Source organism: Acidilutibacter cellobiosedens (genome assembly GCF_004103715.1).
Classification (GTDB): Bacteria; Bacillota; Clostridia; order Tissierellales; family Acidilutibacteraceae; genus Acidilutibacter; species Acidilutibacter cellobiosedens.
The window spans coordinates 3,669,392-3,682,278 of the sequence record NZ_CP035282.1 but is presented as its reverse complement, the minus strand read 5'-3'; the positions used below and the strand labels follow the sequence as shown (position 1 = coordinate 3,682,278).

Sequence of the window (12,887 nt, the reverse complement as noted above, 5' to 3'; positions counted from 1 at the left end):
AAGGAGGCAAATTAATGGATGATAGAGACTCCCCCATTAGATATTACTCAGGATATAATAGAAAACCGCCCAGAAGAGGGGGATTTTTTTCTTATTTTGTTGTGGCTTTAATTGCAGCCGTTATAGGAGGAGTAATTACCGCATATATTGCACCTAATTATTTGTATGGGAATATAATTCCTGTTCCTGATATCTATAAAGCTCAACAAAATATAAGCGTTCCTCAGAATGTGAATATTACGCCTGATTATGATATAACCCCAGTAAGTGCTGTTGTTAAGAAAGGCATGGATAGTGTAGTGGGAATTACCACAGTTGAAGTAGTAAGAGACTTTTTTTGGGCAAGAGAAGTTGAAGGGATAGGTTCAGGGATAATTATTAACAGCAACGGATATATACTTACCAATTCTCATGTTATAGGAGACGGCCAAGCTAAAAAAATAACGGTGCTATTTGAAAATGGCGATAAACAGTCTGGAAATGTATTATGGTATGATCCATCCTTGGACCTTGCCATATTAAAGGTTAATGCTACAGGACTGCCGGAAGCAACTTTAGGGGACTCTGATAATTTAGAGGTAGGACAATTGGCAGTTGCCATAGGAAATCCCTTAGGTTTAGATTTTCAAAGAACTGTAACTTCAGGAATAATAAGTGGTCTTCATAGAACTATTAAAGTTGATTCATCTACTGTAATTGAAGATTTGATACAGACAGATGCATCTATTAATCCTGGGAACAGTGGAGGGCCTCTTCTTAATGAAAAGGGAGAAGTAATTGGAATAAATACAGCTAAAATTCAAACCGCAGAGGGTCTGGGTTTTTCTCTTCCGATAAATTTAGCCAAACCTATACTTGAAGAGGTAATTAAGGAAGGTGATTACCAGACAGTTTATATGGGAATAACGGGAGTTGAGGTAGAGAGATATGAAAATCAGCTGGGAATAGATTTAAATGTGGATTCGGGTCTAATAATATTAGAAGTATCCTCTAACTCTCCAGGGAGCAAAGCAGGACTGAAAAATGGAGATGTGCTTATAAAAATAGATAATCAAACTGTAGAAAACATGAATCAATTGAGAAAGCTATTGTATAAATATAAAAAAAATGATAAAGCTACTCTTACAATAATAAGAGATGGAAAAGAAATAAAAAAAGAGATAAAGTTTACTAAGTTAAAATAGATTATTAAAATTTGATTCTAAGAGTGAGACGAAGGAGACTTTTCTAAATATAATAATGAAGGATGGGAGATGATTTTGTGTACGTAGTATGTAATGAGCATTTAGAAATTGCCATAGATGAGTTTATTGAAATTTATGAACAATCTCCTGACATATACGAACTTGATAAAGTCAGTTTTACGGACTGGCAAAGTCCCCATGCTTGTTATTATTGCGACAGACTGCCTAAATATCTGGTGGTATAAAGATAGTAACTCCATCTTAAAATGATGGAGCTTTATTTTTTATTTTGGACATTATAATAAAAGTTTAGTATTATATTAGTATAGTTTATATTAAGGTAGAATAGATTTTCCCTATGGGTTATAATAAAATTGTGAATTTCGTGATAAATTATTAGGTATAGTAATTAATATCAAGGAGGAAAAATATGAGATTGCTTTTAGTTAATGATGATGGAATTAATGCTGAAGGAATTCAAACATTGGCCAAGGAATTGGAGAAAGAATATGAGTTGACCATAGTTGCACCCGATGATCAGAGAAGTGCTTCGGGTCATTCTATAACTTTGAGAAAGCCTATTGTTGTGAAGAGAGTAAAAATTGAAGGAATTAAATCAGAAACTTATACTATATCTGGTACTCCGGCTGACTGCGTGAGAGTAGCCTTGGATAAAATAGTTAAAGATCCTTTGGATTTGGTTGTTTCGGGAATTAACGTAGGAGTTAATTTAGGCGCGGATGTTCTTTATTCCGGCACGGTTTCTGCTGCCATTGAAGCTAATATGTATAAAATTCCCTCTATTGCGACATCTGCGCAGGTTAAAGATAACCATGGTAACTTTCAAGCAGCGGCAAAATACACAAGTAGAATAATTAGGAATATAGGAGATAGATTGATTGAGCATAATTTAGTCTTAAATATTAATACTCCTAATATTGAAGATGAGAAAATTAAAGGAATAAAGGTTTGCAGAATTGGTGGAGTTATTTATGATTATTATGTTGAAGAAAAGGACGAAAATGAAGAAAAATTTGTTATCCAAACTGAAGGAAGAGATGAGAAGAAATCAAGTATAGGCAACGATACGGACAGATACTACGTAAAAGAAGGCTATGTGACGGTTACTCCCATTACTTATGATTTAACTAACTTTGGATTATTGGGAGAAGTAGAAAGCTGGTTTTAAGAGAAATATGAATATACAAATAATAGCAGTGGGTAAAGTCAGAGAAAAATTTCTTCAAGAAGGCATTCAAGAATATTCTAAACGCCTTTCTGGATACTGTAATCTTAAGATAACGGAAATAGATGATGAGAAAATACCTAAAAAGTTAAGTGAGAAGGAAATAAAAGCAATTAAAGACAGAGAAGGCGATAGAATATTAAATAAAATTTCAAATAGTTCCTATATAATTTCTTTAGCAATACAAGGGCAAAATATTTCCAGTGAAGAATTTTCGAAGAAAATCGATGATATCTTATCGGATGGTAAGAGCAGCATTATATTTATTATAGGAGGTTCTTTGGGCTTATCTGAAAAAGTGCTGGAGAAAAGCGACTTTAAACTTTCTTTTTCTAAGATGACATTTCCTCATCAATTGATGAGGCTAATATTATTGGAACAAATATATAGAGGAATGAAAATAAGCAAAGGGGAAGTTTACCATAAATGAACTAAATTTTGCTGATGAAAAAATATTAACAATTTTATTTTAATTTGTTTTTTATTTTTGATGAACAATTACGAGAGGATTGTTACATATGAAGAATATAGATGAACTTAATGAAAACTTGATAAAAGAAGTTTTAAAAGGGAAGAAGAACTACATATCCTTGGGAAATGATGAACTTGGTCGGAATAAAGTGATGCTTTTGCCGGATTATAATATCATACTAAAGTTATACGGCAAAAAAGAGAGATGGGAAAGGGAAATAGCCTCATTAAAATATATGGAGTCAAAGACATTAATGACACCAATAGTCAAAAGGTATGGAATAAGTAGCGATGGGAAACCTTGGGTTATGATGACAAGGCTTGAGGGACAAACGTTGGAAAATGTATTAGAAGAAATGAATGAGATTCAGAATGAAAACTTATTATATCAACTTGGAGAATACCAGGCCTATTATCATGAGATGTGCAGATTGAGCTATTTCGGAGATTGGGATATTAACCAAAGAATTTTAAATAGAGGTTCTTCTTACAGAGAGTTTACAATTGATAAAAATAGAAAATATGCCGAAAGAACAATATCGAAAAATCATCCTGATACAGAATTATTCAAGGAATCCTATAATAAATTAATCGATTTTGAAAGATATATCGATGAGCCTACATCTTTTTCTTTATGCCATAATGATTTTAGTGAAAGAAATATTTTAGTAAAAAAAAATAGTAAAAACACATGGGAAATAAGTGGCATAGTAGATTTTGAGATGAGCTATCCTAATGATCCCGAATCTGATTTGGCCAGGATGTTGATTTATAATTATTTTAAAAGTTCTAAGAACAGCTATTTGAATGGATATACAAGTCATAGGAAAGTAACTAAGAATTTTTATGAAAAGAATATATATTATCTTTTAGCATTATGTTTGGAAGTAAGTAGTTGGGCATTTAAAAGTGCACCGGATTATTATAATTTAGCTAAAAATGTTTTAACGGATTTAATAAATAGAACTTTATAGGAAAGCAAAAAAGCTGTGTATACCGATTAAGGTGTAGCAGCTATAACTTTTCTAAAACATTAAACATGGATATAATGGATGCTAATGTATTCACAGTACCATGCAACATCCAGCTTGATATAATAGAACCATCTGAATATCTTTCATTAATATATCCCATGAGATATCCTGATATTCCCGTAATAACAGTAATGATAAAAGCCCAAAATATTCCGACTGTTGAAAAGAACATTATTCCGTGCATTAATCCAAACAACAGCCCTTGTAATGTATTTCCGGTATTAAAGCAGATATGCCTTTCCCAGAAAATCTTGATGTTGCCATTTTATCCGATCCTACAAATGCTATAATAACAAGTGATGGAATAAATATTAGGATTGTTCCTGCAAATATTAGAATATACCTCTTTTTATTTTTAATAGATATTTTTTTCAAACCTATCCATTGAAAAAACGAAATATTTTTTCTTAAAGTAATAGCCCACCAAATAAAAGGTATTGCTGAAAATAATATTGCCTGTACCAAAGAACTAATAAATAAATTTAGTATATTCATCATATGCCTCCCATAAAAGACTATTTTTATATTACAGTTAAATATATTATAACTTTCCATAAAAGAAATACTAAAAACAACATTCTTTTTTGTAAATTTTACAATTGTTCATATAATAGAAAAAATGTATAATAAAAATAATTTAAACAAGCTTGTATTTTGACATGACAAACAGTAATTTAATATTAAATTGGCTATTAAATGAAAAATATTGAAGAAGGATATAATAATTAAATAAAGATTAAGTCCAATGAGAAGCAGGAGTGGTGTATATGAAAAAAATAGCCTTAATAACCGTTGATTCAAAAGTTATGAATTCTTTTATGAAACAATTAAATGAAGTTTTTAAAGGTGAAGTTGTAATCGATTCATTTAAATTTGACCTTAATGGGGAAAACGAGTTTAATTTATCTGCATATGATCTTATAGTATGTTCCAGTAAAGCTATATTTAAAGATGTGGAAAAATTAGTTCCTCCGGGCAAGAAAATTGTAGTAGTGAGGAGAGCCATAAACCTGGATAAGCTTAATGAAGTCATGAAAATAAAAGTGGGAGAAAAAGTTCTGTTAGTCAGCAACCATCCTTATACGGCTGAAGAAACCATAAAGCTTTTAAGAGAACTCGGTATTGATTATTTAGAGTATATACCTTATTACCCTGGCTGCAAAGTTGAAGATGCCAAAATAGCAATTACTCCTGGAGGAAGCCATTTGGTTCCCGGTGGAGTTAAAAAAGTAATAGATTTAGGCGTGAAAATTATAGATATATCTTCGTTAGTTGAAATATTTTTTAATCTTGGCTTGCCTCTTGAGGAAACTAACTTGTTGACAGCCAGGTATGCGAAAGAAATTTTAAGGCATAACAAATATATCAGCGAAATTAATAGCATTTTAAAAACGGTTATTGATGTCATTAATGAGGGAATAGTGGTAATGGATATATCAGGGAACATATTATTCTTTAATGAGGGTTCCAAAAGGATATTGGATATAGAAAATGACTTTAATTTGAAAAATATTTCTGAATTATCTGTTGAAAGAAAAAATGCAGAGATGTTTCTTAATATGAAAGAATATTGTAATGAGATTATAAAAATTGGTTCAAAAAAGGTCATGTTTAACAAAAGACTTCTCAAATCTGAGGACAATGCAAATGGAATAGTGCTGAGCTTAAATGATATAACACGTATTCAAAGATTAGAATATGAAATAAGAAAAAATAATAGAAAAAAAGGCTTTATATCGAAATATACTTTTGATGACCTGGTGGGAGTAAATGAAAATCTTATAAATGCCATTAATATTGCAAAAAAGATTGCCAAAACGGATTTGACAGTTCTTATACAAGGAGAAAATGGAACTGGGAAAGAAATATTTGCTCAGGCTATACATAATGAATCGAAAAGAAAAGATGGTCCCTTTGTGGCCGTTAATTTTTCCTCATTATCCGAAACTCTTGCCCAAACTGAACTTTTTGGATATGAAGAAGGTTCTTTTACAGGCTCGAAAAAGGGAGGGAAATCCGGTTTGTTTGAATATGCCCATAATGGAACTTTATTTATTGATGAAATAGGGGACATTTCTCCAAATATACAAGTTCAGTTACTTAGGGTTCTGCAGGAAAAAGAAATAATGAGGCTGGGCGGAAACGGAGTTATTCCTGTAGATGTAAGAATTATAGCCGCAACCAATAAAAATCTGAAAAAGCTTGTTGAAGAAGGAAAATTCAGAAAGGATTTATACTACAGAATAAAAGTCCTTAGCTTTAGAGTGCCACCTTTGCGAGAGAGAAAGCAGGATATACCATATCTTGTTAAATATTTTTTTAAAAAAGACGGAAGTAAAAAGCATTTAACTAAAGAAGTATTAGACTTGTTTAATAAACATTCTTGGCCGGGAAATGTTAGAGAACTTGAAAATATGGTATATTATATCGAAAACATAGTAGAGCATGATGAAGTCGTTATAGGTGATTTATCTGATGAGTTTATCGAAGAAGTCCGTAATGGCGAAGAGGATAATAGTGAATTTATTTATATATTAGACTTACTTAAAGAAAAAGAATGGGCTGAGGACTGTAAATATATTTTAGAAGAATTACTTAAATATAAAAGTTTAAATAAAAAAGTCGGAAGAAATAGAATATTTAAAAACTTAAAAAATAAAGGAAGGGATATTACTGATGATAAAGTAAGGATAAGAATGAAATATTTAGAAAATAGCGGATTGATTTCAATAGGGAAAACCAAAGAAGGCAGTACTATAACTGAAAAAGGAAAGGAATTCCTAAATTTCATTAAATAAAAATCATAACAAAAAAATATATAAGACCAATACTTCCATATTGGCCTTATATATTTTTTTGTTTATGAAAGATGAAATATTTTAAAGGTTTATATATTCTTTAATAGATAGAGCAATTTTTTTAGTTTTTATAAATATATAGGGGAGGAATTAGATAATTATTTATGTAAAATCCCCTTAATGAGAACCTAAATATTTAAACATAAAATTGAGAAAACGTATTCTGAATAGTCAGAAAAAATGAACGAATATACTGACAATTTTTATTACAAAAAATATAACCACTATTTTAACATATATAGATTGGTCAATAAATATATTTTTTATATTATAGGATACGATTGGCATGATTTATGCTTATTATCTTATTTCAATAAATTATGAATAGATATTAAGAGCTTTATGAAGGAGGGAATAAAATGAGTGATAATTTATTATCCGTAAATTCACTCAGCGTAGGATTTAAAAAGGACAAGAAGATAATCAATGTATTAGATAGAGTTTCTTTTAATATGAAAAAAGGTGAAATATTAGGAATAGTAGGAGAATCCGGATGCGGCAAAAGCCTTACATCTTTGTCCATTATGAAATTACTCCCTCAAAATGCGGTTATAACGGAAGGAGAAATTAATTTTAAGGGTAAGGATATAGTTAAGTGCCCAATGGATGAAATTATAAATATTAGGGGAGAAAAAATAGCTATGATATTTCAGGAACCGATGACATCATTAAATCCTGTATATAGAATTGGGGATCAAATATGTGAAATGCTAATGCTCCATAAAAAAATCAAGAAGAAGGAGGCAATGGATATAGTTATAGAAAGGTTAAAACTTGTTTCTATTCCCTCCCCTGAAAAAGTAATTTATCAGTATCCTCATGAATTATCAGGAGGAATGAGACAGAGGATCATGATAGCAATGGCTATGGCCTGTTCTCCTCAGCTTTTAATTGCGGATGAACCTACTACGGCTCTTGACGTTACAATACAATCTCAAATTCTCCATTTAATGAAAAATCTGAAAGACAGATTGTCTTCCTCTGTACTTCTTATAACTCATGATTTGGGCGTCATAGCAGAAATGTGTACCGATGTTGTGGTGATGTATGCTGGAAGAACCGTAGAAAGTGCTAATGTATATGATTTATTTAAAAATCCGGCCCATCCTTATACGGTTGGACTTTTAAGGTCTTTACCCACAATTAATGAAAATAGAAAAAGATTATATACAATACCGGGAACAGTCCCTTCACCGGAAGAATTCTCTCGCGGATGTAGGTTTGCCTGTAGATGTGAATTTGTTCAGGATAAATGCTTTAATGAACCGCCGACCTATGTAGATTTGGGGAATGATCATAAAGTTTCCTGTTGGATGAAAATCAGTTGAAGGTAGGTGGAATTTATGGAAAAAATACTTGAAGTCAAAAATTTGAAAAAATATTTTCCTATAAAGAAAGGGATGTTTGGAAGAATTTCAGGAAATATCAAAGCCGTTGATGATATTTCTTTTGACCTTTACAAAGGTGAAACTCTTGGAGTTGTGGGAGAAAGCGGATCGGGAAAATCCACTGCAGGAAGGAGTATATTAAGGCTTATTGAGCCTACTTCGGGACAAATAATATATAGAAACAAAGATATTACGAAGATGGAAGGAGAAAACCTGAGAAAGATAAGACGAGACATGCAGATGATATTTCAGGATCCCTATGCATCTTTAAATCCAAGAATGTCTGTTGGTGACTGCATAATAGAACCTATGAATGAACATAAGTTATTTGATAAAAACAGTAGAAAAAGAATGGCTGAAGAAATATTGGATAAAGTCGGATTAGACCAAAATTATTTTTATAGATATCCTCATGAATTTAGCGGAGGACAAAGACAGAGGATTGGAATTGCGAGAGCATTAGCGTTAAATCCGGAAATAATAATTGCGGATGAGCCTGTATCAGCTTTAGATGTTTCAGTACAATCTCAGATATTAAATCTTTTTAATGATTTAAAGGATGAATTAGGCCTTACTTATATATTTATTGCTCATGATCTTAGTATTGTTAAGTATCTCAGTGACCGAATATTAGTAATGTATCTGGGTGAAATAATGGAATTTGCTTCAAAGGATGATATATTTAACAATTCTATGCATCCTTATACGAAGGCATTGATATCTGCTATACCAATACCTGATCCTACTTTTAAAGGAGATAAAATAATACTGAAGGGAGATATACCAAGTCCCAGTAATCCTCCTAAAGGTTGTAAGTTTAGTACAAGGTGTCCTGAATGCATGGATATATGTAGAGAAGTTCACCCGAAGTTAAAAAATTACGATGGACATTTAATACGATGCCATATTTATTCTAAAGGGGAGGGAGAAAATTGCTGAGGTATATTAGAAAGAGACTTTTTAAAGGATTTATAACTTTTTTTATATCAGTTAGTTTGACTTTCCTTATTTTACGGTTGATGCCTGGAGATCCTACTACAATGCTTATAGATCCAAGGATGACTGAGGAAGCAAGATTAAGACTCTTGCAAGACTTTGGTCTTGACAAACCGCTGACAGTTCAATACTTTTTATATCTTAAACATCTTGTTCATGGAGATTTAGGGATGTCCTTTATATATAAACAGCCCGTATCGAAAATTATAATGAGCAGATTACCATGGACATTAATATTAATGATTGCTTCTCAAATAATAACAATGTTTATAGGAATACCATTGGGAATCTATTCGGGATATAAAAAGGGAAGCATATTTGATCAAATTGTGAATGCAATTACAATACTGGGTGTATCCATATTTGTTCCATGGCTAAGCATATCCTTACTATATTTATTTGGATACAAAATACCTATATTCCCTATAGGAGGAGCATTTACTCCGGGGTTAGGCGGAAAGGAATTATATGTAGATATAATAAAGCACATGGTACTTCCTGTTCTTACTCTCACATTGATTAACTTGGCAAACTATGTTCTTTATTCCAGGGCAAGCATAGTGGATATAATGAGTGAAGATTATATAAGGACAGCTCGGTCCAAGGGAATGAAAGAAAGAAGAACCATATGGAAACATGCAGCAAGGAATGCGATGATTCCTACTGTAACTGTTGCGGGAATGCTCTTTGGAAGCATGGTTGGAGGAGCTGTCCTTACAGAGACAGTATATGCTTATCCGGGAGTAGGAAGAATGATATATGATGCAGTTGGCCAGCAGGACTTTCCAGTTCTTCAGGGCGCGTTTATTGTACTTGCCTTTAGTGTAATAATGATGAATATAATTGCTGATATTGTATGTGCATATTTAGACCCAAGAATTAAGTTGGAGTAGGAGGTAAAGAGATGGAATGTATAAAGGAAAAAAAGATCAAAGGATTTTCTTCAAAGAAAAGTGGCAACTGGAAAAAGACTTTGAAGATATTCTTTAAACATAAAATAGGAGTAATAGGATTTATAGGTGTTATGATTGTCTTTATGGTTGCAATACTTGCTCCTTATATAGCTGAGCCTGCAGAAGGTTATGGAAATGCTGAGGATATACTTCTTTCCCCCTCTCCTCAACATATATTTGGAACTGATTCAATGGGCTTGGATATTTTTTCCGAAGTTGTATGGGGAGCAAGATCTTCAATAAAAGTTGGGTTTATTGCAGTTATTGTTTCAATATTCATCGGAGTTCCCATAGGCCTTGTTTCAGGATATTTTAAAGGCCCTATATCTACTGTGGCTATGGGAATTACCGACATTTTCCTTACCATTCCTGTACTTCCGCTGATGATAATAATAGCGGCCGTAGTGGGGAATGGAATTAATAAAGTGGCAGTTGTTATAGGATTATTCAGTTGGCCTTCATTGGCCCGAATTACGAAAGCTGCTACGTTAGAGGTTTCAAATATGCAATATATTGAAGCAGCAAAATCTCTGGGAATAAGAACACGAAGAATATTGATAAAACATGTCTTGGTTAATGCAAGTGCGCCTATATTAGTTAATTTGACTCTAATAATTGCTACATCAATATTGACGGAGTCAGGACTCAGCTTTCTTGGGCTGGGGGATCCCATTACATGGAGCTGGGGGAGAATATTACAGAATGCTCATAGAAGTGGAGCTTTTGTATCGGCTTGGTGGTTTTCCCTTTTTCCAAGTTTGGCTATAATGTTTTTCGTAATATCATTTAATTTTCTGGGAATGGGAATAAGAGAAGCGTTGAATCCAAAGTTAAGAGAAAGATAGAGTAAAAAAGGAGATGATTTGGTGGGCATACCTGTAAATGAAATAAAACAACGAAAAGAGAAAATAGTTAAATATCTGAATGATAATTTATTAGATGCTTTTATGATATTAGATCCTTACAATATTTTTTATATGGGATTTTATCATGTTGTGACTGAAAGACCTGTTGCATATATTATTTATTCAGACGGAAAGGTTGAATTATTTGTTCCTATGCTTGAGAAAGATGAAGCAACCCGAGTTCCTAATGTTGATAGTGTAAAAACATATTTTGAATATCCCGGTAAGAAGGGCGTATTTGAATTTATTGGAGAAGAATTAAAATTTGGTAACAACACAAAAAAAATTGGAGTAGATAATACCGACTTCAAATTATTTAAGAAATTATCAGGAGTATTTGAGGAAGTAAAAGTTTCAGATGTAATTTATGATATGAGAATAATAAAATCTCCCTATGAAATAGAATTATTGAAATCTGCGGGATATTATTCTGATTATGCAGTATCTGCAGGTTTTGAGGCATTAAAATTGGGCGTATCGGAACTTGAGATATTAAGTGAATTAGAAAAGAAGACCACAGAAAAAATGATTGATGAACTTGATGAAGTGATATATGTGCCAGGAGGACCCGTTGGAGCATTGCTGCCTACAGGATGGCGGACTGCACTACCTCATGGACTTCCTTCCAATAGAAAGGTCGAAAAAGGAGATACAGTAATGCTTAGTTGTGGCGCTAATGTAAAGGGGTACAGAACTGAAACCGAAAGAACTTGTTTTGTAGGAGAGCCTTCAAAGGATAAAATAAAAGCATTTAATGTAATATATCAAGCTCAAAAGTTAGCTACAACCATGATGGTTCCCGGAAAATCCTGCAGTGAAATAGATAGAACTGTAATGGACTTCATTAGGGAAAATGGATATGGGGATTATATAAGGCATAGAACCGGTCACGGCAAAGGCCTTGGCGAACACGAGACTCCCTGGGTTGATGAAGGAGATCCTACAATTATCAAACCGGGAATGGTGTTGTCCAGTGAACCGGGAATATATATAGAAGGTCTCTCCGGGTTTAGACATTCTGATACAGTTGCTGTAACAGATGGAGAACCTTTATTGCTTACGAAATACAGCAAAAAATTAGAAGATTTAATTGTATATGTATGATGGGAGGTAAAAATAGTGAAAGTCTTGTATATTGTACCGGGAACTCTTTCCCAAACGGAATTGGGTACCGAAGAACTTAACAGAAGGTTGGGGATTTTAAGGAAAATAGCACCGCCGGATATGAAAGTGGATATCGGAGAAGTAGATGAAGGACCGGACTCTATTGAATCCTTTTATGATGAATATTTGTCTATACCTGGAGTAATTAAGGGAATTGCCAAAGCTGAGAATGATGGATATGACGGAGTCGTTTTAGGATGTTTCGGAGATCCCGGTATTATTGCAGCACGGGAAATGGTAGATATACCTGTAGTAGGTCCCGGGGAAGTATCTATACATGCTGCTGCAATGTTAGGAGATAAGTTTTCCATAATCGGAGTAGGAAGTGAATTTAATTATGGTTATATAAAGCAGGTAAGAGATGCGGGATTGGAAAGCAGATTAGTTTCCATAAAAAGTTCAAACCTTACGGTAATGGATGTCAATACCAATTATGAAGAATCTAAAAGAATAATATTAAAACTTTGCAGGGAAGCAGTGGAAAAAGACGGAGCAGATTCCCTCCTTTTGGGCTGTATGTCTATGGCATTTATGGATATAAGCGAAGAACTTAGTTCAGAACTCGATATCCCTGTGGTAAATGCCGCAAAAGTTTCTCTTTATAATTTATATTCCTTAATTAAATCGAAATTATTTTTTAGTCCCAAGACTTACGGTGCTGTTAAGGGATTTCCCAGGAGGCGATAAG

At 32.9% G+C, this 12,887-nt stretch carries 14 protein-coding genes; 12 read left to right on the top strand and 2 right to left on the bottom strand.

The window, feature by feature from the left end; translation table 11 throughout:
• Positions 1-14: 14 nt before the first annotated feature.
• The 5 genes from htrA (at position 15) to EQM13_RS17775 (ending at position 3,875) form a co-directional block, all read left to right on the top strand.
• Positions 15-1,184 carry a serine protease HtrA gene (htrA, locus tag EQM13_RS17795; protein WP_071141204.1) on the top strand — a complete coding sequence of 390 codons (1,170 nt, stop codon included), beginning with the start codon at positions 15-17 and terminating at the stop codon, positions 1,182-1,184.
• Positions 1,185-1,246: 62 nt separating this feature from the next.
• Positions 1,247-1,429, top strand: coding sequence for a CxxH/CxxC protein (locus EQM13_RS17790; RefSeq protein WP_240662965.1), 183 nt, complete (start codon positions 1,247-1,249; stop codon positions 1,427-1,429).
• Positions 1,430-1,614: 185 nt separating this feature from the next.
• On the top strand, positions 1,615-2,373 hold the full coding sequence (gene surE, locus EQM13_RS17785; protein ID WP_071141205.1) for a 5'/3'-nucleotidase SurE: 759 nt from the start codon (positions 1,615-1,617) through the stop codon (positions 2,371-2,373).
• Between the two features lie 7 nt (positions 2,374-2,380).
• On the top strand, positions 2,381-2,860 hold the full coding sequence (gene rlmH, locus EQM13_RS17780) for a 23S rRNA (pseudouridine(1915)-N(3))-methyltransferase RlmH (RefSeq protein ID WP_071141206.1): 480 nt from the start codon (positions 2,381-2,383) through the stop codon (positions 2,858-2,860).
• Positions 2,861-2,948: 88 nt separating this feature from the next.
• The gene (locus EQM13_RS17775) at positions 2,949-3,875 is read left to right on the top strand and encodes a phosphotransferase family protein (protein ID WP_071141207.1); all 927 of its coding nucleotides are present in this window, start codon (positions 2,949-2,951) and stop codon (positions 3,873-3,875) included.
• A 40-nt stretch (positions 3,876-3,915) separates the two neighbouring features.
• Here EQM13_RS17775 and EQM13_RS17770 read toward each other — a convergent pair whose 3' ends face one another.
• Complete coding sequence (locus EQM13_RS17770; RefSeq protein ID WP_128753400.1) at positions 3,916-4,131, bottom strand: hypothetical protein; 216 nt, start codon at positions 4,129-4,131, stop codon at positions 3,916-3,918.
• Complete coding sequence (locus EQM13_RS17765; protein WP_071141209.1) at positions 4,119-4,430, bottom strand: hypothetical protein; 312 nt, start codon at positions 4,428-4,430, stop codon at positions 4,119-4,121. The genes EQM13_RS17770 and EQM13_RS17765 overlap by 13 nt, the downstream gene beginning before the upstream one ends.
• A gap of 272 nt (positions 4,431-4,702) precedes the next feature.
• Here EQM13_RS17765 and EQM13_RS17760 point away from each other — a divergent pair, with 272 nt between their 5' ends.
• From EQM13_RS17760 to EQM13_RS17730, 7 genes are all read left to right on the top strand, one after another.
• On the top strand, positions 4,703-6,733 hold the full coding sequence (locus EQM13_RS17760) for a sigma 54-interacting transcriptional regulator (protein ID WP_071141210.1): 2,031 nt from the start codon (positions 4,703-4,705) through the stop codon (positions 6,731-6,733).
• Between the two features lie 419 nt (positions 6,734-7,152).
• On the top strand, positions 7,153-8,121 hold the full coding sequence (locus EQM13_RS17755) for an ABC transporter ATP-binding protein (protein ID WP_128753399.1): 969 nt from the start codon (positions 7,153-7,155) through the stop codon (positions 8,119-8,121).
• Between the two features lie 15 nt (positions 8,122-8,136).
• Positions 8,137-9,120, top strand: coding sequence for an ABC transporter ATP-binding protein (locus EQM13_RS17750; RefSeq protein ID WP_071141212.1), 984 nt, complete (start codon positions 8,137-8,139; stop codon positions 9,118-9,120).
• A complete protein-coding gene (locus tag EQM13_RS17745; RefSeq protein WP_071141213.1) occupies positions 9,114-10,070 on the top strand; it encodes an ABC transporter permease in 957 nt (318 codons plus the stop codon). The genes EQM13_RS17750 and EQM13_RS17745 overlap by 7 nt, the downstream gene beginning before the upstream one ends.
• A gap of 11 nt (positions 10,071-10,081) precedes the next feature.
• Entirely contained in the window at positions 10,082-10,975 is an 894-nt protein-coding gene (locus EQM13_RS17740; RefSeq protein ID WP_071141214.1) for an ABC transporter permease, read from the top strand.
• A gap of 21 nt (positions 10,976-10,996) precedes the next feature.
• Positions 10,997-12,139: a M24 family metallopeptidase gene (locus EQM13_RS17735; protein WP_071141215.1), complete on the top strand. Its 1,143-nt coding sequence runs from the start codon at positions 10,997-10,999 to the stop codon at positions 12,137-12,139.
• 15 nt (positions 12,140-12,154) lie between these two features.
• The gene (locus EQM13_RS17730; RefSeq protein ID WP_071141216.1) at positions 12,155-12,886 is read left to right on the top strand and encodes an aspartate/glutamate racemase family protein; all 732 of its coding nucleotides are present in this window, start codon (positions 12,155-12,157) and stop codon (positions 12,884-12,886) included.
• Position 12,887: the final 1 nt, after the last annotated feature.